Genomic DNA, 25,901 nt, shown 5'->3' on the forward strand with positions numbered 1-25,901 from the left:
TAATGCTAGTTAAGCAATTTATTTTGTAACAGATTAAAATGATAAACATACTTCTCATAAAAAATTTCCCATATAAACTAGTATGTGTTGTCATGTTTTTTTTTCATCAGGTATAATAGATTCAATTGGATTTCGTACGGCTTTTCTAAGGAGGATACACGTTGGCTAAAGACATGAATCAAGGCGTAAGAATTATATCCCTTGGGGGACAAGGGGAACTTGGCAAAAATATGTATGTGGTGGAAGTGGACGAGGATATGTTCCTGCTTGACGCAGGCTTGATGTTTCCTGAAGAGGAAATGCTGGGGATAGATGCAGTGATTCCGGATATTACATATATAATGGAAAACAAGCATAGACTGCAGGGAATCTTTCTCAGCCATGGGCATGAAGATCATATGGGCGCACTGGCTTATTTGCTGAAATATTTACAAGTGCCTGTATATGGGACAAGGCTTACGATCGAACTTGCAAAGGCAAAAATGAAGGAGGATTCCTTCAAAGGGAAAGCGGAGTTTATTGAAATTCATTCAGATTCCAGACTTTCCTTCAATTCTGCTGAAATCTCATTTTTCAAAACAACTCATAGTATACCAGACTCCGTGGGTATAGTAGTGCATACTACTGAAGGGGCTATTGTGTATACGGGAGACTTTAAGTTTGATCAGGCTGCTGCAGAATTATACCGGCCGGAAATAGGCAAAATGGCCGCCCTTGGGGAAAAAGGAGTGCTTTGTCTTTTATCGGATAGCACCGGTGCTGAAAATCCTGGTTATACTCCGTCCGAGGCAATAGTCGCGAGAGATATGAATGACGCCTTCTATAATGCAACGGGACGAATTATCGTTGCCTGCTTTGCATCCAATATCAACAGGATACAGCACGTATTCAATGCGGCAGCTAACAGCAACAGAAAAGTAGCTGTAGTGGGCAGAAGTCTCCAGCGTGTGTTTGAAACCGCGTTAACTCTGGGATACCTTCAGGTTCAGGATGATATCATCATTCCAGTATCCGCCATTAATTCCTATTCGGATGATGAACTTGTGATTTTGTCCACCGGACATCAAGGTGAACCCATTGCTGCCCTTCAGAAGATGGCCAGGCATAACCATAAACATGTGAATATTAAAGCTGGAGATACCGTTTTGATAGCAGCCTCACCGCTGAAGGGCGGAGAACTAATACTTTATAAAACGGTAGATTTATTATACCGTGCCGGTGCCAATGTTGTTTCAGGACGTTATAAAGTCCATGTTTCCGGACACGGCAGCCAGGAAGAGCTTAAAATGATGCTGAATCTCATGAGGCCAAAGTATTTAATTCCAGTACATGGTGAATATCGACAGCTGCATGCCCACACAAAAGTAGGTATACAGTACGGCCTTGCGAGGGAAAACATCGTGGTAGCCGAAAAAGGGGATGTAATTGAAGTATCCAAGGACAAAATCAGGCTTTCCGGAAAGGTACAGTCGGGCAATACACTTATAGACGGAAGCGGTGTTGGTGACGTTGGAAATATTGTTTTGCGCGACCGCCGTTTATTATCCCAGGATGGCATTCTTACAGTAGTAGTCACATTAAAGCGATCAGATAAATCAATTGCTGCAGGTCCCGAAATTCTTTCCCGGGGATTCGTCTATGTAAGGGAATCCGAAAAGCTGCTTGAAGAATCTTCGTCCCTTGTTGCGGAAATTGTTAAAAAAGCAGGATCACGGCAGGCATTTGACTGGTCTACTCTTAAGCAGGATATTAGGGATTCGCTTAATCAGTACTTGTATGAAAAAACAAAGCGCAGACCGATGATTCTTCCCATCATCATGGAAATATAAAGCAACACCAGCCCGGGCAGCCAAAGGCAGCCGGGCTTTTTTTTAGCCGGGGATTGCCGCCTTTTCGCATTGTGGTTTCCTTCTGCGGAGCAAATGGATACTACTTGTTTCATAGTTGTGTATATATAGGACAAGCAGATCGACGGGGCTTTCTTTCAAGAGCAGGACTGCTCCCATTTCTTTAGTGATAGCTTTAGCCTCGTTGGGAATCTAATATCGCAAACGAAAATCTTATGTCAGTTTAAACAACCTTTAATTTCCATGGAATGAATCATTTGGTTTGGGAGCATAATAAACACATACGGTTTTTCGAGAAAGGGGAGGCAAAGTGGAAAAACAACCTTTACCAAACGAATCAGAGGAGCGCCAGGCTGGCAAAAACTCTACTCTAATTGAAAAAATTACCCAACTGGGCCAAACAAATGTACCGCAAATGTCTCAGGATTCAAAAATCCACTGCTTGTCAATCGTAGGTCAGGTCGAGGGACATATTCAACTCCCGCCTCAAAATAAAACTACGAAGTATGAGCATATTATTCCACAGATTGTTGCTATTGAACAAAATGCTAATATTGAAGGCCTCTTGGTGATCCTCAATACCGTAGGAGGCGACGTAGAGGCAGGGCTTGCGATATCTGAAATGCTTGCTTCAATGTCTAAGCCTACCGTTTCGATTGTATTAGGCGGTGGCCATTCCATTGGTGTGCCTATTGCTGTTTCATGCAGTTATTCTTTTATAGCTGAAACAGCAACGATGACGATACATCCCATTCGGTTGACCGGCCTTGTTATTGGCGTACCGCAAACATTTGAATACCTGGATAAGATGCAGGATAGGGTCATTAATTTTGTGACTAAGCACTCAAAAATCTCCGAGGACCATTTCAAAGAGCTCATGTTTGCTACGGGTAATTTAACAAGGGATATCGGTACGAATGTTATCGGCACCGATGCTGTCGAATACGGATTGATTGATGAGGTCGGCGGAGTTGGAAGGGCAATGCAGAAATTAAATGAATTGATTGAACAATCAAAGGCCCAAAAGAGTGATGAGGGCATGCTGCAATGATCTTGTACACCATGATGCCCCATGAACAAATGTTTCCGGCTGAAACGGAAGTGTATACAAATACTGTATGCCTTAAATATAATGGAATTGAACTAATGGCAACCAGGGACGAGAACAATGGATATAAAGTCGAAAGAATAATCAGTACCGACCCGGCACACTTTCTAAATTCCTCTGTCCAGCCTGGTTCCTTTATCGATTATTACTAGCCGTATTACTAGAAAAATCGTCCAAGACATCAGAAATATGGTATACTTAAAGTAATTCGATAAAAGCAGCCGGCAGGCTGCTTTATTCTCTTTTATGGCTTTGTCTGGGGATGCTTTATGCGAAACTTTCAATGGACGAAGGCAATAGGATACATAAACAAAACAGGTGATAAAAAATGGCAAAGCGAAAACGCAGAAAATCGAAAAATACGGAGCAAATAAAAACTACATTGAAATATGAGTTAATTGGATTAATCATTTTAGGACTGGCATTAATTGCAATAGCAAAGCTGGGTGCAGTCGGAAAATCCATCATGTACATGGGACGATTTTTCATGGGTGAATGGTATATCGTACTTTTAATAGGCTTGGTGGTTCTGAGCTTTTATATGATGATAAAAAGGAGTCTTCCTTTTTTTATGAAACGCCAGCTGGTGGGAGTCTACTTTATTGTCTGCAGCATACTGCTTTTAAGCCATGTAACTCTATTCAATTTACTGGCTGAGGGAGGTCCTTTCAAGAAGCCGAGCGTAATATCCAATACATGGGAGCTTTTTTGGATGGACGTGAAACAGACGACAAGTACCAGCGATTTGGGCGGGGGGATGATTGGTGCGATCCTTTTTGCCGCATCTTATTATCTCTTTGATGAAATCGGTTCAAAGATAGTAGCAATTATTTTCATTATCGCGGGATTTGTTCTTCTGACCGGAAAAACAGTTGGTGAAACATTAGGCAGATTTATGATCGCATCGGGAAACTTTTTCTCAGGCCAGTGGAAAGCATTCCGCGAGGATGTGAACACCTGGAAAGAAGAAAAAAAGGAGAAAAAGAAGGAGCAGCTGGCAAAGGAACCGCAACAAAATGTGGATGACGTGGAGCATGCTGTTCCAGTTCAGGAAGAAAAGACGGTTCTGCTGCCCGAGAAACCAATTATATCAAATTTTGCGGACACGGCATATGGTCCTGATGAGGACCATATGGAGGATATGCTGCTTGAACCAAAGCCCGCAAAAAAGAAAACCCGGCAGTTGGATGAAGAGGGTATTGAGGACATGTCTCCTCCAATGACATTTACTGAAGTGGAAAATAAAGAATATACCATGCCTCCGCTTTCGATTCTGGCACAGCCTAAAAAAACCGACCAAAGCGGGGAGTATCGGCTTATTAATGAAAATGCAGCAAAATTGGAGAGAACATTTCAGAGCTTTGGGGTTAAGGCCAGGGTTACCCAGGTCCACCTGGGTCCTGCGGTAACAAAATATGAGGTGAATCCGGATGTAGGAGTCAAGGTCAGCAAAATTGTCAGCCTTGCTGATGATTTAGCTCTCGCATTAGCGGCAAAGGATATCCGTATTGAAGCACCGATACCTGGTAAATCAGCCATTGGAATTGAAGTGCCTAACTCCGACATTGCTATGGTTTCGTTAAGGGAGGTGCTGGAATCCAAGGAGCATGTTAAACCGGAGGCAAAACTGCAAATTGGACTTGGAAGAAATATCTCTGGGGAAGCAGTGCTTGCTGAACTGAATAAAATGCCCCATTTGCTTGTAGCTGGTGCAACTGGAAGCGGTAAATCCGTATGTATCAACGGCATTATCACAAGTATTCTTATGAGAGCCAAACCTCATGAAGTCAAAATGATGATGATCGACCCTAAAATGGTGGAGCTAAACGTATATAATGGGATTCCGCATTTATTGGCCCCCGTTGTTACAGATCCGAAAAAGGCTTCTCAGGCACTTAAAAAAGTAGTAAGCGAAATGGAAAGGCGCTATGAGCTTTTTTCTCATACCGGGACCCGCAATATTGAAGGCTATAATGACCATGTGGTTAAGCATAATATAGAAGAAGATGATAAGCAGCCGTTGCTTCCATACATTGTTGTTATTGTCGATGAGCTTGCCGACCTTATGATGGTCGCATCTTCTGATGTGGAAGATGCGATTACAAGACTGGCCCAGATGGCCCGTGCCGCAGGAATCCATTTAATCATTGCCACCCAGCGACCATCAGTAGATGTTATTACAGGAATCATTAAGGCTAACATACCATCCAGGATTGCTTTCAGTGTTTCTTCGATGACAGATTCTCGGACAATCCTGGATATGGGTGGTGCCGAAAAGCTGCTTGGAAGGGGAGATATGCTCTTCTTGCCTGTAGGCGCTTCAAAACCGGTAAGGGTACAGGGGGCATTTTTATCAGACAGTGAAGTCGAAGAGGTCGTTAATTATGTAATTTCACAGCAAAAAGCGCAATACAATGAAGAAATGATACCAGATGAAGTAAATGAAGCGGTTGGGGAAGTGGATGACGAACTATACGATGAAGCAGTGCAGCTTATTGTGGAAATGCAGACTGCATCTGTCTCCATGCTTCAGCGCCGTTTTCGGATTGGTTATACCCGTGCAGCACGTCTGATTGATGAGATGGAGGCAAGGGGAGTAGTAGGGCCATATGAAGGCAGCAAGCCCAGAACGGTCCTAGTATCTAAAGACTCAAGCGGGAATGAGGCCCATACTTCATAAACATACACGATTATTACCAACAGCAAAGAACCGGCTGGCTCACATAAGCCAGCCGGTTCTTTGCTGTTATAAGCTTTAATACAGCTTAACTATTCGCTTTCTGCATACTGTAAATGCTCGCTGCAGAAATTCTGTATCAGTTTTTCTTCATCTTCCTCAAGTTCGAAATCAAGGATTTCATTAGCGCCTTTTTCGATAATATCATACGTAATGATTCCCGACCGATTTTCCTCTACCATGTATAACACTCGTATGGATAATCCATTCTCTGAGTATAATTCATCATCCTCCGGAACCTCGATATCGAGAAAGAACTCATACCGTTCTCCTGATAATATTCCAAAAGGGTCCTTTATCAATTCTACACTATAACCAGTTATTTCAAGCATGGCAATCATCCTTCCAAACATACATTTACGGTTTATTATACCTAAAATGGAAGCAAAATAGCCAGAGGTCCAAATCAGGCGTGAAAAAACTGTAAAGCAAAACGAAATTAGTAGGTAATATCGACTATGAAAATGTGTTATACCATTCGATATGTTCCTTTACCTTCATGTAAAAAATGTAATATTATTCTATTATTTTTATAATTATTTAGTGGGGGATTTTGTTTGCTTAAATGCGGAAAAGTACAGTAAAATCAAGCGTTTTTTTTGTGTTTTCGCTTTTTTTTGACAAAATCTAATTCTCTATTTATTTATAGGGAAAAAAGTGTTATAGTATTTTCGATTAGTAGGAATGATTACACATCAGAGGTCTGATGTCTTAGAAAATGGTTGGAGGAAGCAGCATGTCTATTAAGTCAGATAATCGGCACCTGTATCTGCAAGTCATCGATCGCCTTAAGCAGGACATCGAAGATGGGATATATAAAGAAAGAGAAAAGCTGCCTTCAGAGTTTGACCTGGCCAAGCATTTAGGTGTTTCAAGAGCAACATTGCGGGAAGCGTTACGGATTCTGGAAGAAGAGCATGTAATCGTGCGCAGGCATGGAGTCGGGACATTTGTCAATTCAAAACCGATGTTCACTTCCGGCATTGAACAGCTAAACAGTGTGACCAATATGATTGAGCAGGCAGGCTTAAAACCAGGAACCATTTTTTTAAGTTCATCGACTCAGAAACCCACAGAAGAAGACATAAGACGTTTTAACCGCTCCTTTGAAGAAGGAATAGTTTTGCTTGAAAGGGTAAGGACTGCCAACGGGAAACCGGTGGTGTATTGTGTGGACAAAATTCCGGAAAGTATACTCCCGGACGCAATCTCTCATTCGGATGAATCCATTTTTGATATCCTTGAGAAGGAAGCCAATAGGCATATTGCCTATGCGGTTGCTGAAATTATACCTTTAGGGTATGACGAAAAGGTTTCTCCCGTCCTCGAATGTGAACCGGAATCTGGTTTGCTTGTCCTGAAGCAAATGCACTTCGATGAAAAAGACGAGCCCGTCCTTTACTCGGTCAATTATTTTAAAGCTGATGCATTCAGCTTCCATGTTTTCAGAAAAAGAATCTAATTTTTAAGGTTTGTTGGGAACTTGATCATTCTATTTTTTCGGAACATTTCTACTAAATCAACTATTATTTATTCTTAGGGGGTACAAACCTTGAAAAAGCGTAAATTCGGTTTGGCGCTGTCATTGGTTCTTGCTGCTGGAACAATTCTTGGAGCATGCGGCAAAGATGCAGATACTACGAGTGGCAGTGGTACGGATGCTAAGAAAGACGACTTCACTGTCGCAATGGTTACAGATATCGGCGGTGTGGATGACAAATCCTTTAACCAATCTGCATGGGAAGGTCTTCAGGAGTTTGGAAAGAAGAATAACCTTGAAAAAGGAAAGAGCGGTTTTGATTATCTTCAATCAAAATCAGACGCTGATTACTCTACAAACCTGAATCGTTTGGCCCGTGAAGATTTTGACTTAATTTTTGGAATTGGATACCTCTTGGCTGAGCCTGTAAAAGAAATCGCAGCCCAAAGAACAAATACAGAGTTTGGAATCGTTGACTCTGTTGTAGAAGCAGACAATGTGGCAAGCATCACCTTCAAAGAGCACCAAGGTTCTTTCCTGACTGGAGTCGTTGCCGGTCTAACTACAAAAACTAATAAAATTGGCTTTATCGGCGGCATGGACGGAGAATTGATCAATAAGTTCGAAGTTGGATTTATTGCCGGTGTTAAATCAGTAAACCCAAAAGCTGAAGTTTTCGTGGAGTATGCAGAATCATTTGGAGATGCTGCAAAAGGTAAAGCGATTGCCAGCAAAATGTACGGCACACAAAACGTAGATATTATTTACCATGCTGCCGGCGGAACTGGTAATGGGGTATTTGCAGAAGCCAAGGAAATTAAGGCAAAGGATCCTAAAAAAGAAATCTGGGTTATTGGTGTAGATAAAGACCAGGCTCAAGAAGGCTTTATCCAGGATCTTAACAAGAGCATTACTTTGACTTCCATGGTTAAGCGAGTGGATTTGGCAGTAGCGGATATTGCGCAAAAAGCAAAAGATGGTAAATTCCCTGGCGGAGAAGTAATTGAGTATGGTTTAGAAGAAAATGGGGTATCCATTGCTCCTACTAAGGATAATGTTTCGGAAGAAGCCCTTAAAGCCGTTGACGAGTGGACAGCTAAGATTAAGAACGGTGAAATCGAAGTTCCTAAGACACGTGACGAGTTGAAAAACTTCAAGTTTTAATTACCAGAAAACTTCAAGATATAGTGATAAGGCCGGCTAGGGCTGGCCTTATTCATTGAAATGGCAAAGTTCCTAAAACATTAACGGAAACATTAACGATCAGGATGTATTTGATGTTTGCGTTAGGGTTTTATTAGAAAGCATTTGCCTTCTTTTTTGCCCTTGTAAGAGGTCTGACTTCTTACCGTTTTTTTACAGACCCATAACCTTTACATAAAGGAGTGAATCCACGCGTGGAACATGTAATAGAAATGCTGAATATCCGAAAAGAATTCCCAGGCATTGTTGCAAATGACAATATAACTCTCCAGCTCAAAAAGGGAGAAATCCATGCTCTTCTTGGCGAAAATGGAGCGGGCAAGTCTACGCTGATGAATGTACTGTTCGGCCTCTACCAGCCTGAACAAGGAGAAATTCGGGTAAATGGGAAAAAAGTAAACATTACTAGCCCAAATGTAGCCAATGACCTGGGCATAGGTATGGTCCATCAGCACTTTATGCTAGTTGATACATTTACAGTTACCGAAAATATCATTCTAGGAAAAGAAACAACGAAAGCCGGAAGAATTGATATTAAACGTGCTGAAAAAGAAGTTCGTGAAATTTCCGAACGTTATGGTTTATCCGTAGATCCGCAGGCGAAGATCTCCGAAATCTCAGTTGGGATGCAGCAGCGGGTAGAAATACTGAAAACGCTGTATCGCGGGGCTGAAATCCTCATATTTGATGAACCGACAGCCGTACTGACGCCTCAGGAAATAAAAGAACTCATTCAAATTATGAAAACATTAATTAAAGAAGGAAAATCTATTATTCTGATTACGCATAAGTTGAAAGAAATCATGGAGGTATGTGACAGGGTAACAGTGATTCGTAAAGGGGTAGGGATTGGAACTGTCAATGTCAGTGAAACAAATCCGGTGGAACTTGCCAGTCTGATGGTTGGCCGGGATGTCGTTTTTACCACTGAAAAAGGGGAGCCTTCTCCTAAACAGCAAGTCCTGGAAATCTCCGGTGTTACAGTCAAAGATTCAAGGGGAATCAATGTGGTTAATGACCTAAGCCTGAGTTTGCGTGCCGGTGAAATAGTCGGCATAGCAGGAGTCGATGGCAACGGTCAATCTGAATTAATAGAAGCAATAACCGGATTAAGCAAAGTGGACAGCGGTTCAATCAAGCTGAATGGAAAGGAAATTCAAAACCTCCCGCCGCGGAAGATCACCGAACAAGGGATTGGGCATATCCCCCAAGACCGGCACAAACATGGTCTTGTCCTTGATTTTCCAATAGGTGAAAATATGGTTTTGCAAACCTATTACCAGAAGCCATATTCTAAAAATGGTATTTTAAATTATAAACAAATTTATGAGAAAGCACGTAAGCTTATCTCAGAATTTGATGTAAGGACACCAAGCGAGACAACACCGGCGAGGGCTTTATCAGGCGGTAACCAGCAGAAAGCAATCATCGGCAGGGAAATGGACAGGGACCCTGACCTGCTTATAGCTGCACAGCCAACACGCGGATTGGATGTTGGAGCGATTGAATTTATTCATAAGCGCCTGATTGACCAGCGCGACAACGGGAAGGCAGTTCTTCTGATTTCATTCGAGCTGGATGAGATTCTGAATGTGAGTGACAGAATTGCTGTTATTTACGAAGGGAAAATAGTGGCAATTGTAAATCCAAAAGAAACGGATGAGCAGGAACTCGGCCTATTAATGGCAGGCAGCAAACGAAAGGAAGCAGGTGGAGAGGTCCATGGCTAATCGAATTCAAGGTTTATTAATACCTGTCATATCCGTATTGCTTGGGCTTATTGCCGGTGCAATCATCATGCTTGCAAGCGGTTATGATCCGGTGGCAGGCTATTCAGCCCTGTGGGATGGCATTTTTGGTGAGATTTTTTATGTGGGAGAAACGGTGCGACAGGCTACGCCGTATATATTCGCAGGGCTGGCAGTCGCATTCGCATTCCGTACAGGATTATTTAATATCGGTGTGGAAGGGCAATTGATTGTTGGATGGGTAGCGGCAGTCTGGGTAGGTGTAGCATTCGAACTGCCCAAATTCATACATTTGCCTCTGGCAATTTTGGCCGGTGCCGCTGCGGGAGCTCTTTGGGGATTTGTTCCAGGGTTCTTAAAGGCTAAGTTCAGGGTGCATGAAGTAATCGTTTCGATTATGATGAACTATATTGCTCTGCATACCACGAATTATTTAATTCGTAATGTGATTGCTGAAAAAGGGGATTCGACTGAAAAGGTATTTCCTTCAGCCTCATTAAGATTTTCAAACACACTCGCTGAGTTAACCGATTTCTCCCGAATGCATTGGGGGATTTTGATTGCTATTGCTGCAGCGGTGATTATGTGGTTCATCCTTGAGAAAACCTCTAAAGGATATGAACTTCGGGCAGTAGGATTTAACCATCATGCTTCCCAGTATGCTGGAATGAATGTAAACAGAAATATTATATTATCAATGGTTATTTCCGGCGCTTTCGCTGGTCTAGGTGGAGCGATGGAAGGTTTGGGCACATTTGAATATGCTTCCATAAAGGCGGCATTTACAGGTGTCGGTTTCGATGGAATCGCTGTTGCTCTTCTGGGTGCCAACACTGCTCTGGGGGTGGTTTTGGCAGCATTCTTATTCGGTGGCCTAAAAATGGGGGCACTGAATATGCCAAGCGCTGACGTACCTAATGAATTGGTAGATATCGTCATTGCGTTAATAATTTTCTTTGTAGCTTCAAGCTATATGATTCAATGGGTTTACAGACGCTTTAAGAAAGGAGTGAAATAAGTGGATTTGATGCAGGTGCTCGAGATTCTTATTTCCTCTGCGATTTTCATGGCCGCTCCGCTTATTTTCACAGCAATTGGCGGTGTGTTTTCAGAAAGATCGGGAGTTGTCAACATCGGTCTGGAAGGTTTGATGGTTATTGGTGCGTTTGTAAGTATTGTTTTTAACCTGACTTTTGCCGATACTTTCGGGGGAGCGACGCCTTGGGTGGCGTTGGTAGCTGCCATGGTGGTTGCCGCCATTCTTTCCCTCATTCACGCAGTCGCTTCTATCTCCCTGCGTGCGGACCAAACAGTCAGCGGGGTGGCATTTAACCTGCTGGCACTGGGGCTTGCTTTGTTCCTGGTTAAGAAGTTTTATGGGAAGGGCCAGACGGATATGATCCAGGAGCGTTTCCTAAGGACGGATGTTCCGGTATTAAGTGATATACCGCTCATTGGCCCGCTTTTTTTCTCGAATGTATATTATACTTCTTTTATCGCATTTGGCGTAGCAATTTTAGCTTGGTTCATTATATATAAAACTCCTTTTGGACTGCGGCTTCGTTCGGTCGGTGAACATCCAATGGCAGCGGACACGATGGGAGTGAATGTTACAGGCATGAGATACGTGGCTGTTATGATAAGCGGTCTGCTTGGCGGACTGGGCGGGGCAGTATATGCCCAGACGGTAACCCTGGATTTCAGCCATGCCACGATTACCGGGCAGGGATTCATGGCCCTGGCAGCCATGATCTTTGGAAAATGGCATCCGCTTGGGGCATTGGGAGCAGCGTTATTCTTTGGTTTTGCACAAAGTCTAAGTATTGTTGGAACTAGCATTCCGTTATTAAAGGATGTACCTAGTGTATTCCTTATCATAGCACCTTATGTATTGACCATTCTCGCATTAACTGGTTTCATCGGACGTGCAGATGCCCCTAAAGCATCGGGGATTCCGTATATCAAAGGAAGCCGTTAATTCCGCTTATTTTTATCATAACCCGGACCATTTTTGGTCCGGGCTTTATTTTTTGTTTCCTCATTTTCTAAATACCCTTATGTCGGTTCAGATATGGAAATGGTTATCTATTAATTTGAAATACCATATGTTCGCAAAAAATCGGCAGACCGCTCTCCATCCAGGATTACTCCATATTGCTTGCATGAATTTTCCAAATCCTAGTATATTTAATGGGAAGGAATAATTAATTAATAATTTGTATGTCTTTACTATTCTGCGGGTTTATTTTATGTTTAAAAGATATGGCATCTACAAACAATGTAACTATCTGTTAAAAATCTGTTTTAAACCGAGGAGGATTTCGATGGCAATTGCTTCTGATATCGCACACGCCAAGGAAGGATATAGGCTCCATCTAGTTAATACCGATAAATATAAAACAAATTCACTTGTTTTTAAAATGAAGGCCCCGCTGTCTCAAGAAACGGTTACAATCCGTTCGCTGCTGCCTTATGTTCTTCAAAGTACAACGGGGAAGTTTCCATCCTCGACACAGCTTCGCTCCTATCTGGATGACCTCTATGGTGCTAACCTGTATGTCGATGTCACCAAGAAAGGTGAGTACCATATAATCACCTTTACGATGGAAATTGCAAATGAAAAATTCCTGTCCGATCCTGCTCCGCTTCTAGAGAAAGGTTTTGAGCTGCTGTCAGAGGTTATTTTTCATCCTAACATCAGTGATAATTCATTTGATACAAATACAGTTAACAAGGAAAAACGCTCGCTGGCACAAAGGATCCAGTCAATCTATGATGATAAAATGAGATATTCCGCAACCAGGCTCGTGGAGGTCATGTGCGAGAATGAGCCTTATGCCATAGACGCTTCGGGAAGGCTGGAGGATTTAGATAACATTACGCCAGAATCTCTTTATTCATATTATAAAAAAGCCTTAGCGGAGGATGAGATTGATCTATACATAATAGGGGATTTCCAAAATGAAGAGGTTGAACAGCATGCAGACCGTTTTATAAAGCTAGCCAATCGCATAGCTCAAAGGATCCAGCCCATACAACATAAATTGGGCGAGGAAAAACAAGTGGTAGAACGGCAGGATGTAAAGCAGGGGAAATTGAATATCGGATACCGCACCGGGATCGTATATGGTGATGATGATTATTTTGCACTGCAATTGTTTAATGGACTTTTTGGAGGCTTCTCCCATTCTAAACTCTTCATGAATGTCAGGGAAAAAGAAAGCCTTGCCTACTATGTATCTTCCCGTCTTGAAAGCCATAAGGGCTTAATGATGGTCATGTCTGGCATAGAGAACGAAAATTTTGAAAAAGCGGTAAATATTATCAAGGAACAGCTTGCTGAAATGAAAAAGGGCAATTTTACTGATGACGATGTTGAACAGACAAAAGCTGTTGTCAAGAATCAGATTTTAGAAACGATCGATGTACCAAGAGGCTTAGTGGAAATATTATATCATCAAGTGATATCAGGAAAAGGGATTCCGCTGGACGAGTGGATTGAAAGGACAGAACGTACAACACGGGAAGAAATAATAAGCGCGGCACAAAAAGTAAATTTGGATACGATTTATTTCTTAACCGGAATGGAGGGACAGGGTTGATGGAACGCATATCATTTAAGCAATTACATGAAGAGTTATATCATGAAAAGCTGGATAACGGGCTGAATGTGTATATTCTGCCAAAACAAGGCTTTAATAAATCATTTGCGACCTTCACAACAAGGTACGGGTCGATTGACAACCACTTCAAACCGTTGAACAAAGATGAATTTGTAAAGGTTCCTGATGGAATTGCCCATTTTCTAGAGCATAAGCTTTTTGAAAAGGAACATGGTGATGTCTTCCAGCAATTCAGCAAGCAAGGTGCGTCAGCAAATGCCTTTACCTCCTTCACGAGAACAGCATACCTTTTTTCCAGTACATTTGATTTTGAGAAGAACCTGACTACGCTTATGGACTTTGTCCAGGAGCCGTATTTTACTGAAAAGACGGTAGAAAAAGAAAAGGGCATTATCGGTCAGGAAATTAATATGTACGATGATAATGCAGACTGGAGATTGTATTTCGGGGCTATTGAAAATATGTACCACAATCATCCTGTCAAAATAGATATTGCAGGTACGATTCCATCCATTGATAAAATAACGAAGGATATGTTGTATGAATGCTATGAAACATTTTATCATCCAAGCAACATGCTTCTGTTTATTGTGGGACCTGTTGATGCAGAGGCAACCATGGCATTGATCCGTACAAACCAGAATCAAAAAGAGTATCGTGACCAGCCGGATATTCAACGAATTTTCGATGAAGAACCATCGAGTGTAGCTGCCAAAAAGCAGGTTTTAAAAATGAATGTTCAGACTCCAAAAGTAATGCTCGGAATCAAAGCGCACCATCCTGACATGAGCGGCACGGATATGCTGAAAAATGAGTTAACTGTAAATGTTTTGTTGGAGGTACTGTTTGGTAAAAGCTCAGAATTCTATGAGGAGTTGTATTCCGAGGGATTTATTGACACTTCCTTTTCATTCGATTTTACCCAGGAACAAGGCTTCGGATTTGCATTAATAGGCGGTGACAGCCAAAAGCCTGATGAACTGGAAAGCAGGCTTACACAAATATTGCTAAAAGCGAAAAATGGAGAAGGAATCGAAGAAGACAGTGTCAAAAGGACCATCAAGAAAAAAATCGGAGGATTTCTTCGTTCTTTGAATTCACCAGAATATATAGCGAATCAATTTACAAGGTATGCATTCAATGAGACCAACCTTTTTGAAGTGGTGCCTGTCCTAGAAAAAATAACGGAAGATGATGTTAAGCGTGCAGCACAAACCCTGATTGATCAGGAAAGGATCACAGTTTGTATGGTAGTGCCAAAATGATGGAGGAAGGCCCTGTCTTATTAGGCAGGGTTTTTGCACGCTATCAGACAATCCTTATAATATAATTAAGCAAGTAGAGAAACAGGAGGGGAAACATAGGTGGCAAAACCTTATGCGCTTATTACCGGGGCAAGCGGCGGAATAGGACAGGCGATAGCAAAGAAATTGGCAAGTGTGGGATATTCATTATACCTCCATTATAATAACAATGATACAGCAATTAACCATTTAGTGAGTGAACTTGAACAAACTGGTACGGAGCTGATCCCGATTCAGGCGGATTTATCTGAAAAAAAAGGTGTAGATAAATTGACACAAAATATCTTTTCATTAGATTCCATCGTATTGAACAGCGGGAATAGCTATTATGGACTTATTACTGATATGGATAATGATACTGTGGAAAAGATGATACAGCTTCATGTTACATCTCCATTTCTACTTTCCAAGGTGCTTCTCCCAAAGATCATGTACAAGGACCGTTCATCGATAGTTGCGGTCACATCGATTTGGGGGGAGACCGGAGCTTCATGCGAGGTTCTTTATTCTATGGTAAAGGGCGGGCAAAACGCATTTGTAAAGGCTCTGAGCAAGGAACTGGCCATGAGTGGCGTTAGAGTCAATGCTGTAGCCCCAGGAGCCATATCCACAGCCATGCTTGAGTCATTTAGTGCACAGGAGGTAGATATACTAAAAGCTGACATTCCCATGGGAAGAGTTGGCCAGGCGGAGGAAGTGGCTGAAGCTGTCGCCTTTCTTCTTTCAGAAAAAGCTTCTTACATTACCGGGCAGGTACTTGGCGTAAACGGGGGCTGGTATACATAAAGAACTCATTTTTTTGCATAAAAATCATCCTTCCTCCACACACTAACGGTGTACTATTTGGAGGAAAGGATGATTGAAAATGTCGGTTTTAGATAACTGGGATCAATGGAAGAATTTTTTGGGCGACAGGCTTGATCAGGGGCAAAACCAAGGTTTGGGCGGAGCTGCAGTAAACGATCTTGCTACAGAAATCGGAGACTACCTCGCCAAGAATGTAGATCCGCAAAATGAACAAGAGCGTGTGCTGGCTGATTTATGGTCGGTAGCTTCAAATGATGAAAAACATGCTATTGCAAGCGTGATGGTAAAACTCGTCCAAAATAATGGAACAAAATAATGGATTTTCCCGAACCCTGTCTGAAAAGACAGGGTTATTTTTATTATGTTTATTAATAATTGAAAATAGAAGAGTGATCGTGTTCATGCATCTGACTCTTTCCAACAAACTCACGTACCAAAAATCCTTGAAAAAAGCGGATTTGTTTAGATGGTTTTTCCTTTTATCTTAAACAGAAATACTATATTATAGAAGCTAGACAAGAATAATGCTGTTTTCTTTTTATTGGGCGGCTGGACAATCGGATATTCATTTTCAGGCGGCAGGAGGAATTTTGTAGAATCCTGCGCTTAGGGAGATAAGGTATAATGGATCAAAGAGAATGGTATTTTGAATACGAAATACAAAAGAACCGGCCTGGTTTGCTGGGAGACATTTCTTCTTTGCTGGGGATGCTTTCCATTAACATTGTAACAATCAATGGAGTGGATGAGGGGCGTCGTGGTATGCTGCTCAAAACCAAAGATGGAAGAAACATCCAAAGATTTGAATCAATCCTACATACGATGGATACTATAAAAGTGATTAAACTGCGTGAACCCAAGCTTCGCGATCGACTCGCAGTACGTCATGGTCGTTACATCCAGCGTGATGCTGACGACAAAAAGACTTTCCGCTTCGTTAGGTCTGAGCTTGGGCTATTGGTTGATTTTATGGCAGAACTGTTTAAGCAGGAGGGGCATAAGCTCATCGGGATAAGAGGTATGCCGCGTGTAGGAAAGACTGAGTCGGTGGTTGCGTCAAGTGTATGTGCCAATAAAAGGTGGCTTTTCGTATCATCCACTTTGCTTAAGCAAACAATTCGAAGCCAGCTTATTGAAGATGAATATAACAGTGAAAATTTATTCATTCTTGACGGAATCGTCTCGACCCGCCGTGCAAATGAGCGCCACTGGCAGCTAGTACGGGAAATAATGCGTCTGAACGCCGTAAAGGTAGTGGAGCATCCCGATGTATTTATACAGAATACCGAGTACACTCTTGATGATTTTGATTATATTATCGAGTTGAGAAACAACCCCGAGGAAGAAATTACATACGAAGTTGTCGAGCAGAACAATGAGTTTGAGGGGTCAAACTTTGGTTCTTTTGATTTTTAAATTGGTAGGTGTTTTATTTGACGGAACTAGGAAATAGACTAAGAGAAGAAAGGGAAGCCAAAGGCCTGAGCCTGGAGGATCTGCAGGAGGCAACAAAGATCCAAAAGCGTTATCTGATTGGAATAGAAGAAGGGAACTATGACATGATGCCTGGCAAGTTCTATGTGCGGGCTTTCATAAAACAATATTGTGAAGCAGTAGGATTGGACTCTGAAGAAATCTTTGACCAATACAAAAATGATATACCTGTTGTGTATACGGAAGAGTTACCTGAAAAACTGTCGAGGGTAAAGACCAGACAAACTGTATCCTCCGGAAATTCCAGGTTTGCAGATTTGTTTCCGAAAATTCTTGTTGGTGTGTTTGTAATCGGAGCTGCGGTGTTAATTTATATTTTAATAGCGATGTACGTCAACAATTCAAAAGACGATGAAAAACAGGTGGAACCAAATGAAAATGTTGGCTATCAGGAAAGTGATACTCTAAAGAAAAAGGAACAAGAGAAAAAAGAAGAAGCCCCGGCTGATAACGGAAAAGATACAGAACAGCCGGAGGAGAAAGAAGAGACGCCTGCTGAAGAGCCTAAGCAAGAACTTGCTTCTGTGAGCACAAGCGGGAAAAGCAGTACCTATCAATTGAAAAACACTGATAAATTTAGTTTGAAGATTGCCTCCAAAGGGGAAACATGGGTAAATATAAAGAATCAGAACGGTAAATCCCTTTTTCAGGGTCTCTTAAAAAATGGACAAAGCCGTGACCTGGATTTTACAAATGAATCGGGGGCGCTCCTTGTAATTGGCAATGCAGCCGATACAGATATATTTGTCAATGATCAGAAGCTGGAATATGCCATTCCCCCTACCAAGACGGTTACCCAAAACGTTACTATTCAATTTGTCAAACCCGAATAGTCATCTTTATGGTGGCTATTTTTTCTCTGCTATATTGTTTACGCTGCAAAGCGAAATCTGGAGGTTATTGTTGTGAATTTACCTAATAAAATTACCATATCGAGAATTTTGATGATCCCGGTTTTTGTCATCCTTATGCTTGTTCCATTTCCATGGGAAGAATGGAGACTGGGAGATGAGTCCATCGCTGTATCACATGTGATTGGAACCCTTGTTTTTATCATTGCATCAGCAACAGATTGGATAGACGGCTATTATGCAAGAAAGTTCAACCTAGTCACTAATATGGGTAAATTCCTGGACCCATTGGCTGATAAATTGTTAGTTGCTGCCGCTCTAGTCGTCCTTGTTGATTTGGATTTGATGTACGGCCAGTCATGGATTGCGATCGTTATTATCAGCAGGGAATTTGCCGTCACCGGCCTGCGGCTTCTTCTTGCCGATACAGGAGAGGTAGTCGCTGCAAATATGCTGGGGAAAATTAAAACCTGGACACAGATTGTCGCAATCTCAGCATTGCTGTTAAACAATCTTCCGTTCTCGCTTATACATTTTCCTTTTGCCAATATTGCTCTTTGGGTTTCCCTTATTTTCACTGTCTGGTCCGGTTGGGACTATTTTGCCAAGAATAAGGCTATATTTAAAAACTCTAAATAAAGAATGGATGTGTAAGGATGGATGCAGAAATAATAGCGGTTGGCTCTGAGTTATTGCTTGGACAAATCGCAAATACGAATGCACAATATTTATCCGTACAATTTGCCGAAATGGGGATTAATGTCTTTTATCATACTGTGGTCGGCGATAATCACAAGAGGCTTGAATCTGCTCTCGAAATCGCAGAATCCCGGTCCAATCTTATTGTTTTTACAGGCGGTCTGGGTCCGACGAAGGACGACTTAACAAAAGAAACAATCGCCCGCCACCTTGGGAAAAAACTCGTCTATGACGAACCGGCGCTTCATTCAATAGAAGAATATTTCAGGAAGACTGGCCGTGAAATGACAGAGAACAATAGAAAACAGGCACTCATCATTGATGGGTCGGAAGTGCTCCCAAATGATCATGGAATGGCACCAGGAATGGTTATAAAAGAAAAAGGCATTACGTATATGCTCCTTCCTGGACCGCCGAAAGAAATGCAGCCGATGTTTACTGCCTATGGTTTTGAAAACCTCATGAAAAAAATGGACAAGCACGAAAGAATCGAATCAAAGGTGCTTCGCTTCTTTGGCATTGGAGAATCATTGCTTGAGACGAAAATCGAAGACCTTCTTGACAAGCAGACAAATCCCACGATTGCTCCGCTTGCGGCTGATGGGGAAGTTACACTTCGGATTAGTGCAAAGCATTCCTCACGTGAAAAATGTGAAGAAATGATTTCTGAATCTGAAAAAGAAATTCTTCGCCGCGTTGGAGAGTTTTATTACGGAGCAGACCAGACTTCCTTGATCAAGGAGCTAGTAAAAGAATTAACAGTCCGCAAGCTGTCCATTTCTGCTGCAGAGAGTCTTACAGGAGGAATGTTCCAGGAACAGCTGACGAGCATTCCTGGAGCCGGGAAAGTATTTAAAGGCGGAATTGTAAGTTATACCAATGAAGTCAAAGCAGAAGTACTTGGTGTCAGCGAAGATACAATCAAGAAATTTGGCGTAGTGAGCGAGGAATGTGCTCTGGAGATGGCACAAAATGTGCGTAAGCAGCTTGGTGCTGATGTTGGGATCAGCTTTACAGGTGTAGCAGGGCCGGATGAACAGGAAGGGAAACCTGTGGGCACAGTGTTTGTCGGCATTGTTCTTCCAGATGGCCAGTCGGTGGCAAAACAGCTGAATTTATCTGGAAGCAGGGCACAGAACCGTATTCGCAGTGTAAAATATGGATGCCACTACTTGCTGCATCAACTAAAAAATACACAGTAAACAGAGCAGGTATCTTTCTGCTCTGTTCTTTTTTTCATGGCAATCGAATACACAGAATTTGCAGGAAAATAGTTTTTTGATTAAAAATGGATTGTTATATTACCATTTTCCCCTCAAGATACTCTATTTTTTAAAGCTAGTTATCGATTAAAAAAATCGAATGAATGTTCGATTTTTTGCTTGTTAATTTAGAAAAAAAAGTATATAGTAGAGATAGGTTTTGAGATGAGACAATTTGTTTGAAACCTATTAAAATGAATCGTTACATAACCGGATTTTCCGGTTAGTTGAATATAGAGGAGGAACTTTAGTGAGCGATCGTCAAGCGGCGTTAGAAATGGCATTAAAGCAAATAGAAAAACAATTTGGTAAAGGTTCAATTATGAAGCTTGGGGAACAATCTGACCGAAGAGTTTCCACCGTGCCGAGCGGTTCCCTGGCACTGGATGTGGCACTTGGAGTAGGCGGATATCCTCGAGGCAGGATTATCGAGATTTACGGCCCTGAAAGCTCAGGTAAAACAACCGTTTCATTGCATGCGATTGCAGAAGTCCAGGCTGCTGGCGGACAAGCTGCATTCATAGATGTTGAGCATGCATTGGATCCCTCGTATGCACAAAAATTGGGAGTGAATATTGATGAATTGCTTCTTTCCCAGCCAGATACAGGAGAACAGGCTCTGGAAATTGCCGAAGCTCTTGTTCGCAGTGGAGCTATTGACATCATCGTCATCGACTCTGTTGCCGCGTTAGTGCCAAAAGCAGAAATTGAAGGTGAAATGGGAGATTCCCATGTTGGTTTGCAGGCCCGTCTGATGTCCCAGGCACTTCGTAAGCTTTCAGGTGCGATTAATAAATCAAATACAATCGCCATTTTCATCAACCAGATTCGTGAGAAAATTGGCGTCATGTTTGGAAACCCGGAAACAACTCCAGGAGGACGCGCATTAAAATTCTATTCTTCAGTGCGTCTTGAGGTACGCCGTGCAGAACAATTAAAGCAGGGCAATGATGTGGTCGGAAACAAAACTAAGATTAAAATCGTGAAGAACAAGGTAGCGCCTCCTTTCCGTACTGCAGAGGTAGATATCATGTATGGAGAAGGGATTTCACGCGAAGGTGAAATTATCGACATGGGATCTGAATTAGACATTGTTCAAAAGAGCGGTTCCTGGTATTCATATAATGATGACCGCCTTGGCCAAGGACGTGAAAATGCAAAGCTATTCCTGAAGGAGAACCCGGCTCTTCGTTTAGAAATCTCTAAAAAGATTCGAGACCATTACAATCTTGATAGCGAGCACACTGCCCCTGAAGATACAGACGATCAAGAAGAATTTGAACTGCTGGATTAAACCAATTTTAACGGGCTTAGCATATATGCTAAGCCCTTTTTCTGACGTTTGCCTCGCAGATGAGTATTCCGGTTTACCGAACCGCTTTATACATTTGAGAAAGAATTCCTATCCTTCTGAATATTCATCAAACCTTGCCGGGACAAACCCTTGACAATAAAAATCCACAACTATACAATTAATATGTATATTTTACATTTTTTCAAACTTGAAATTTTGAAAAGCCTATTGCTGTATATTGAAGTTATGTACGATGTACATGCCGACAATCCTACATTAGCAATTAACAAGTTCATAGCAAGGGGAGGTGAAACGATGGAACCCATTACGATTATCATCTCCATTTTGCTTGGCCTAATCGTCGGTGCAGTTGTTGGCTATTTTGTGAGCAACACAGTTATACAAAACAAAATAGCAGGGGCCAAAACCTCAGCTGAACATATCCTTCAGGATGCAAACCGTTCTGCAGAGGCTCTTAAAAAGGAAGCCCTATTGGAAGCAAAGGATGAGATTTATAAGCTTCGTTCCGACGCTGAGCGTGAAATTCGTGAACGAAGGACTGAATTGCAAAAACAAGAAAATCGATTATTGCAAAAAGAAGAGAACCTTGACCGTAAGGATGAAACGTTAGATAAACGTGAAGCACTTTTGGAGAAAAAGGAGGATTCTCTTAACCAAAGACAACAGCATATTGAAGAGATGGAAAGCAAAGTGGACGAGATGGTTCGCAAGCAGCAAACTGAACTCGAACGCATTTCCAGTTTAACTCGTGAAGAAGCGAAAGCAATTATCATTGATCGTACTGAGAATGAGTTGGCTCAGGATGTCGCAATATTGATAAGAGAAAGTGAAACTCGTGCCAAAGAAGAAGCTGATAAAAAGGCAAAAGAAGTACTTTCCCTTGCAATCCAGCGATGTGCGGCAGACCATGTGGCAGAAACAACAGTTTCTGTAGTAAATCTTCCGAACGATGAAATGAAAGGACGAATTATTGGACGGGAAGGCCGAAACATCCGCACTTTAGAGACTCTTACAGGTATTGACCTAATTATCGATGATACACCTGAGGCGGTTATTCTTTCCGGGTTTGATCCAATAAGGCGTGAGACTGCGCGTTTAGCACTTGAAAAGCTGGTACAGGACGGTCGAATTCACCCTGCGCGAATCGAAGAAATGGTTGACAAAGCTAGAAGAGAAGTGGATGAGCACATCCGTGAAATTGGAGAGCAGACTACCTTTGAGGTTGGCGTCCACGGGCTCCATCCGGATCTTATTAAAATTTTGGGCCGCTTGAAGTTTAGAACAAGCTACGGCCAAAATGTATTGAAGCATTCAATGGAGGTTGCTCAATTATCCGGTTTATTGGCAGCCGAACTTGGCGAGGACGAGACACTTGCTCGCCGTGCGGGCTTGCTGCACGATATCGGTAAAGCGATTGACCATGAAGTAGAGGGAAGCCACGTTGAAATTGGCGTGGAGTTAGCTACTAAATATAAAGAGCATCCAGTGGTCGTCAACAGCATAGCCTCACACCATGGAGATGTGGAGCCAACTTCCATTATCGCAGTATTGGTTGCAGCTGCAGATGCATTATCGGCTGCTAGACCTGGGGCTCGAAGTGAAACGCTAGAAAATTACATCCGACGGCTTGAAAAGCTGGAGGAGATTTCGGAGTCCTATGATGGAGTAGAGAAATCCTTTGCAATTCAAGCTGGCCGTGAAGTAAGGATCATGGTAAAACCTGAGCAAATCGATGACCTCGAGGCACATCGCCTTGCAAGGGATATTAGAAAGCGGATTGAAGAAGAATTGGATTATCCTGGCCATATAAAAGTAACGGTTATCCGTGAAACAAGGGCCGTTGAGTACGCGAAGTAAAGTGGTGTTACACCACTTTACTTTTTTTATTGCCAAACCTTTTGTATCTGTCTTAATAATCGCAAAGCTGAAGGAATGGAAATCTTTCTCCTTGTGATACAATAAGGAAGAAAGAGCCGAATCACGGCAAAGTACATATAGCGTAATCAGCTAATTGACACGATTTGTAAAAAGAAAGGAATATAACATATATGAAATTACTTTTTATTGGAGATGTAGTGGGCTCACCGGGGAGGGATATGTTAAAGGAATATTTGCCTAGATTGAAGGAGAAATATCGCCCTCACATCACAGTGGTAAATGGTGAAAATTCAGCAGGAGGACGCGGCATTACAGAAAAAATTTATAAGGAGTTCCTGGAGTGGGGGGCTCAGGCAGTCACTTTGGGAAATCATGCCTGGGATAATAGGGATATATTTGAGTTTATCGACCAGGCGAAGTATCTTATCCGTCCTGCCAATTTTCCTGATTCTGTACCCGGAGAAGGCATGAAGTTCATAAAATATAATCAAATAGAGATAGCGATTATCAATCTTCAGGGGCGCACCTTTATGGCTGCCAATATAGATGATCCGTTCCAGAAGGCTGCTGAACTGGTAGATGAGGCAAGGAAAAGAACTCCTATTATTTTTGTGGACTTTCATGCGGAAGTAACAAGCGAAAAACAAGCGATGGGCTGGTATTTAGATGGCAAGGTTTCGGCGGTGATTGGGACACATACCCATGTTCAGACGTCTGATAATAGAATTTTGCCGAATGGAACTGCCTATCTTTCTGATGTAGGGATGACCGGTCCATATGATGGCATTTTAGGTATAGAAAAGGATCCTATCATTTATCGCTTCTTGACAGGGCTTCCTGTACGGCATGAAGTTCCCAAATCCGGTCGGAATTTGTTAAGTGCTGTAATAATGGATATTGATGAAAAGACCGGTATTGCAAAGAAAATCGACCGTATCTTAATAAATGAAGATCATCCTTTCTTCAGTTAATTATTCTGAAATGAACAATTCTATTCATATGAGATATTTTCCAGTAACAGTCATACTGAGTTTTCTTCCTGAATATAGTAGCAATGGAAAGAGTCATACCTATTGAAAGTTAGCAATAGGTAAGGGAAAACAAGGAGGACTAGGGATGGAAATATTAAAGGTTTCAGCAAAATCTAATCCTAATTCTGTAGCAGGCGCACTTGCGGGCGTTTTAAGAGAAAGAGGCGCCGCGGAAATTCAGGCAATCGGTGCCGGTGCGTTAAATCAAGCCGTCAAGGCAGTAGCAATTGCAAGAGGATTTGTAGCACCTAGTGGAGTAGACTTGATTTGTATTCCTGCCTTTACTGATATTTTAATTGATGGTGAAGAGAGGACAGCGATAAAGTTAATTGTGGAACCGCGATAAGGGCTCAAACCTTTTGGAGGAGCTAAATTTCATAACATCATAAGAATCCTGTTTGCCAAAAAGCAAACAGGTTTTCTTTTGATATGTATTAATTCTGTCTTCAAATAACAGGAAAAAGAAAGAGTTCTATCGAAATAGAAAATAGAACACCATTATGAAAAGCCAACAGGGAGAGAAAGAATATGAAAATATTTGATGCCCACTGTGATGTATTAATGAAGATGTATCTGGATTCAAGCATAGATTTTTATGATGAATCACTGCAGATCAACTATCCTGCACTGGTAACCAATCACAGCAAGGTTCAATGTTTTGCTATATATATTCCTGAAAGTGTGCCAATGACTGCTAAATTTAATGCAGCTTTATCTATGTCAGATATTTTTCTAAAAAAGATTGTCACTGTCCCCAATATGAAACATGTTAAAACAAAACAGGATATCATTGCATTAAAGGAAGGTGAAATCGGTGCCATTCTTACACTTGAGGGATGTGACTGCATATACAATGAAATGAATAAATTGGAGGTACTATTAAATAAGGGGGTAACCTCTGTCGGACTAACATGGAATTATGCCAATTTTACAGCCGATGGAGCCCTGGAAAAGCGGGGTGCCGGCCTTACGGAATTTGGGGAGCAAGTGGTTAAGGAATTAAATTCCCATGCAGTTTGGTGTGACGTGTCACATCTTTCGGAAAAGGCCTTTTGGGATGTTTTCGAATTAGCAGAATATCCAATTGCGTCTCATTCAAATGCGTATGGTTTGTGTGCAAACCCAAGAAATTTAAAGGATGACCAGATAAAAGAACTGATAAGAAAAGAAGGTGTGATTGGAGTTACGTTTGTTCCTCAATTCTTAACGGAAAGGGGACAGGCTGAAATTCATCATGTCCTTTCCCATTTAGATTATATATGCAGCCTGGGTGGACAAAGGAATGTTGGATTTGGATCGGACTTCGACGGGATCACTCACACAGTTCCGGGTTTATCTTCGTACAGCCAATATGACAATCTGGTGAATGAATTATATAAGCGGTATTCAGCAAGCCAAGTAGAAGGATTCTTATATGGTAATTTTATGGACCATCTTCCTGATAATAGGACCAAGTAAGTCAACTAAGATGTAATATGATTAGACAGAAAATTCAGTGATTCACTCGGAAAAGG

Annotated in this window: 23 protein-coding genes; 22 read left to right on the forward strand and 1 reads right to left on the reverse strand. The window is 41.8% G+C overall.

The window, feature by feature from the left end; translation table 11 throughout:
• Window positions 1–173 precede the first annotated feature (173 nt).
• The 4 genes from V1500_RS10345 to V1500_RS10360 all read left to right on the forward strand — a co-directional run bounded on the left by V1500_RS10345 (window position 174) and on the right by V1500_RS10360 (window position 5,635).
• Window positions 174–1,829: a ribonuclease J gene (locus V1500_RS10345; RefSeq protein WP_409305963.1), complete on the forward strand. Its 1,656-nt coding sequence runs from the start codon at window positions 174–176 to the stop codon at window positions 1,827–1,829.
• Between the two features lie 328 nt (window positions 1,830–2,157).
• Window positions 2,158–2,898: a ClpP family protease gene (locus V1500_RS10350; RefSeq protein ID WP_409305479.1), complete on the forward strand. Its 741-nt coding sequence runs from the start codon at window positions 2,158–2,160 to the stop codon at window positions 2,896–2,898.
• Window positions 2,895–3,107, forward strand: a complete 213-nt coding sequence (locus V1500_RS10355; protein ID WP_409305480.1) for a YlzJ-like family protein — start codon at window positions 2,895–2,897, stop codon at window positions 3,105–3,107. The genes V1500_RS10350 and V1500_RS10355 overlap by 4 nt, the downstream gene beginning before the upstream one ends.
• Window positions 3,108–3,283: 176 nt before the next feature.
• Window positions 3,284–5,635 carry a DNA translocase FtsK gene (locus V1500_RS10360; protein WP_409305481.1) on the forward strand — a complete coding sequence of 784 codons (2,352 nt, stop codon included), beginning with the start codon at window positions 3,284–3,286 and terminating at the stop codon, window positions 5,633–5,635.
• Window positions 5,636–5,724: 89 nt separating this feature from the next.
• On the opposite strand, the gene V1500_RS10365 is transcribed toward V1500_RS10360, so the two are convergent.
• Window positions 5,725–6,024, reverse strand: coding sequence for a DUF6509 family protein (locus V1500_RS10365; RefSeq protein ID WP_409305482.1), 300 nt, complete (start codon window positions 6,022–6,024; stop codon window positions 5,725–5,727).
• Window positions 6,025–6,428: 404 nt separating this feature from the next.
• Here V1500_RS10365 and V1500_RS10370 point away from each other — a divergent pair, with 404 nt between their 5' ends.
• The 18 genes from V1500_RS10370 to V1500_RS10455 all read left to right on the forward strand — a co-directional run bounded on the left by V1500_RS10370 (window position 6,429) and on the right by V1500_RS10455 (window position 25,845).
• A complete protein-coding gene (locus V1500_RS10370) occupies window positions 6,429–7,154 on the forward strand; it encodes a GntR family transcriptional regulator (RefSeq protein WP_409305483.1) in 726 nt (241 codons plus the stop codon).
• Window positions 7,155–7,244: 90 nt separating this feature from the next.
• Complete coding sequence (locus tag V1500_RS10375) at window positions 7,245–8,336, forward strand: BMP family ABC transporter substrate-binding protein (protein WP_409305484.1); 1,092 nt, start codon at window positions 7,245–7,247, stop codon at window positions 8,334–8,336.
• Window positions 8,337–8,569: 233 nt separating this feature from the next.
• Window positions 8,570–10,105, forward strand: coding sequence for an ABC transporter ATP-binding protein (locus V1500_RS10380; protein ID WP_409305485.1), 1,536 nt, complete (start codon window positions 8,570–8,572; stop codon window positions 10,103–10,105).
• Window positions 10,098–11,141 carry an ABC transporter permease gene (locus V1500_RS10385; protein ID WP_409305486.1) on the forward strand — a complete coding sequence of 348 codons (1,044 nt, stop codon included), beginning with the start codon at window positions 10,098–10,100 and terminating at the stop codon, window positions 11,139–11,141. Before V1500_RS10380 ends, V1500_RS10385 begins: the two co-directional genes overlap by 8 nt.
• A gap of 9 nt (window positions 11,142–11,150) precedes the next feature.
• Window positions 11,151–12,101, forward strand: coding sequence for an ABC transporter permease (locus V1500_RS10390; RefSeq protein ID WP_409305964.1), 951 nt, complete (start codon window positions 11,151–11,153; stop codon window positions 12,099–12,101).
• 346 nt (window positions 12,102–12,447) lie between these two features.
• Window positions 12,448–13,725 carry an EF-P 5-aminopentanol modification-associated protein YfmF gene (gene yfmF, locus V1500_RS10395; RefSeq protein ID WP_409305487.1) on the forward strand — a complete coding sequence of 426 codons (1,278 nt, stop codon included), beginning with the start codon at window positions 12,448–12,450 and terminating at the stop codon, window positions 13,723–13,725.
• Entirely contained in the window at window positions 13,725–15,011 is a 1,287-nt protein-coding gene (gene yfmH / locus V1500_RS10400; protein WP_409305965.1) for an EF-P 5-aminopentanol modification-associated protein YfmH, read from the forward strand. The genes yfmF and yfmH overlap by 1 nt, the downstream gene beginning before the upstream one ends.
• 99 nt (window positions 15,012–15,110) lie before the next feature.
• Window positions 15,111–15,836, forward strand: a complete 726-nt coding sequence (gene ymfI / locus V1500_RS10405) for an elongation factor P 5-aminopentanone reductase (RefSeq protein WP_409305488.1) — start codon at window positions 15,111–15,113, stop codon at window positions 15,834–15,836.
• A gap of 79 nt (window positions 15,837–15,915) precedes the next feature.
• On the forward strand, window positions 15,916–16,173 hold the full coding sequence (locus V1500_RS10410) for a DUF3243 domain-containing protein (RefSeq protein ID WP_409305489.1): 258 nt from the start codon (window positions 15,916–15,918) through the stop codon (window positions 16,171–16,173).
• Between the two features lie 308 nt (window positions 16,174–16,481).
• Window positions 16,482–17,273 (forward strand): DUF3388 domain-containing protein, encoded by a 792-nt coding sequence (locus tag V1500_RS10415; RefSeq protein ID WP_409305490.1) that lies wholly within the window; start codon window positions 16,482–16,484, stop codon window positions 17,271–17,273.
• A gap of 8 nt (window positions 17,274–17,281) precedes the next feature.
• Entirely contained in the window at window positions 17,282–18,184 is a 903-nt protein-coding gene (locus V1500_RS10420) for a helix-turn-helix domain-containing protein (protein WP_409305491.1), read from the forward strand.
• A gap of 72 nt (window positions 18,185–18,256) precedes the next feature.
• A complete protein-coding gene (pgsA, locus tag V1500_RS10425; RefSeq protein ID WP_409305492.1) occupies window positions 18,257–18,841 on the forward strand; it encodes a CDP-diacylglycerol--glycerol-3-phosphate 3-phosphatidyltransferase in 585 nt (194 codons plus the stop codon).
• A gap of 17 nt (window positions 18,842–18,858) precedes the next feature.
• Window positions 18,859–20,103: a competence/damage-inducible protein A gene (locus tag V1500_RS10430; protein WP_409305493.1), complete on the forward strand. Its 1,245-nt coding sequence runs from the start codon at window positions 18,859–18,861 to the stop codon at window positions 20,101–20,103.
• Window positions 20,104–20,413: 310 nt separating this feature from the next.
• Entirely contained in the window at window positions 20,414–21,457 is a 1,044-nt protein-coding gene (gene recA / locus V1500_RS10435; RefSeq protein WP_409305494.1) for a recombinase RecA, read from the forward strand.
• Between the two features lie 315 nt (window positions 21,458–21,772).
• Window positions 21,773–23,335: a ribonuclease Y gene (rny, locus tag V1500_RS10440; RefSeq protein ID WP_409305495.1), complete on the forward strand. Its 1,563-nt coding sequence runs from the start codon at window positions 21,773–21,775 to the stop codon at window positions 23,333–23,335.
• Between the two features lie 191 nt (window positions 23,336–23,526).
• Window positions 23,527–24,327 carry a TIGR00282 family metallophosphoesterase gene (locus tag V1500_RS10445; protein ID WP_409305496.1) on the forward strand — a complete coding sequence of 267 codons (801 nt, stop codon included), beginning with the start codon at window positions 23,527–23,529 and terminating at the stop codon, window positions 24,325–24,327.
• A 145-nt stretch (window positions 24,328–24,472) separates the two neighbouring features.
• Window positions 24,473–24,733 carry a stage V sporulation protein SpoVS gene (spoVS, locus tag V1500_RS10450; protein WP_003211281.1) on the forward strand — a complete coding sequence of 87 codons (261 nt, stop codon included), beginning with the start codon at window positions 24,473–24,475 and terminating at the stop codon, window positions 24,731–24,733.
• 182 nt (window positions 24,734–24,915) lie between these two features.
• Complete coding sequence (locus V1500_RS10455; protein WP_409305497.1) at window positions 24,916–25,845, forward strand: dipeptidase; 930 nt, start codon at window positions 24,916–24,918, stop codon at window positions 25,843–25,845.
• The last annotated feature ends 56 nt before the right edge of the window (window positions 25,846–25,901 follow it).

It is taken from the genome of Peribacillus sedimenti (assembly GCF_046237635.1).
GTDB classification, from domain to species: domain Bacteria; phylum Bacillota; class Bacilli; order Bacillales; family DSM-1321; genus Peribacillus; species Peribacillus sedimenti.

Excerpts from the sequence above, each read along its gene's own strand:
- V1500_RS10345 (WP_409305963.1), top strand. The coding sequence starts at position 174 with ATGAATCAAGGCGTAAGAATTATATCCCTTGGGGGACAAGGGGAACTT.
- yfmH (WP_409305965.1), top strand. The coding sequence starts at position 13,725 with ATGGAACGCATATCATTTAAGCAATTACATGAAGAGTTATATCATGAA.
- V1500_RS10415 (WP_409305490.1), top strand. The coding sequence starts at position 16,482 with ATGGATCAAAGAGAATGGTATTTTGAATACGAAATACAAAAGAACCGG.
- V1500_RS10430 (WP_409305493.1), top strand. The coding sequence starts at position 18,859 with ATGGATGCAGAAATAATAGCGGTTGGCTCTGAGTTATTGCTTGGACAA.
- V1500_RS10385 (WP_409305486.1), top strand. The coding sequence starts at position 10,098 with ATGGCTAATCGAATTCAAGGTTTATTAATACCTGTCATATCCGTATTG.
- V1500_RS10410 (WP_409305489.1), top strand. The coding sequence starts at position 15,916 with ATGTCGGTTTTAGATAACTGGGATCAATGGAAGAATTTTTTGGGCGAC.
- V1500_RS10370 (WP_409305483.1), top strand. The coding sequence starts at position 6,429 with ATGTCTATTAAGTCAGATAATCGGCACCTGTATCTGCAAGTCATCGAT.
- rny (WP_409305495.1), top strand. The coding sequence starts at position 21,773 with ATGGAACCCATTACGATTATCATCTCCATTTTGCTTGGCCTAATCGTC.
- V1500_RS10390 (WP_409305964.1), top strand. The coding sequence starts at position 11,151 with ATGCAGGTGCTCGAGATTCTTATTTCCTCTGCGATTTTCATGGCCGCT.
- V1500_RS10365 (WP_409305482.1), bottom strand. The coding sequence starts at position 6,024 with ATGCTTGAAATAACTGGTTATAGTGTAGAATTGATAAAGGACCCTTTT.
- V1500_RS10455 (WP_409305497.1), top strand. The coding sequence starts at position 24,916 with ATGAAAATATTTGATGCCCACTGTGATGTATTAATGAAGATGTATCTG.
- yfmF (WP_409305487.1), top strand. The coding sequence starts at position 12,448 with ATGGCAATTGCTTCTGATATCGCACACGCCAAGGAAGGATATAGGCTC.
- spoVS (WP_003211281.1), top strand. The coding sequence starts at position 24,473 with ATGGAAATATTAAAGGTTTCAGCAAAATCTAATCCTAATTCTGTAGCA.
- V1500_RS10445 (WP_409305496.1), top strand. The coding sequence starts at position 23,527 with ATGAAATTACTTTTTATTGGAGATGTAGTGGGCTCACCGGGGAGGGAT.
- V1500_RS10355 (WP_409305480.1), top strand. The coding sequence starts at position 2,895 with ATGATCTTGTACACCATGATGCCCCATGAACAAATGTTTCCGGCTGAA.
- V1500_RS10360 (WP_409305481.1), top strand. The coding sequence starts at position 3,284 with ATGGCAAAGCGAAAACGCAGAAAATCGAAAAATACGGAGCAAATAAAA.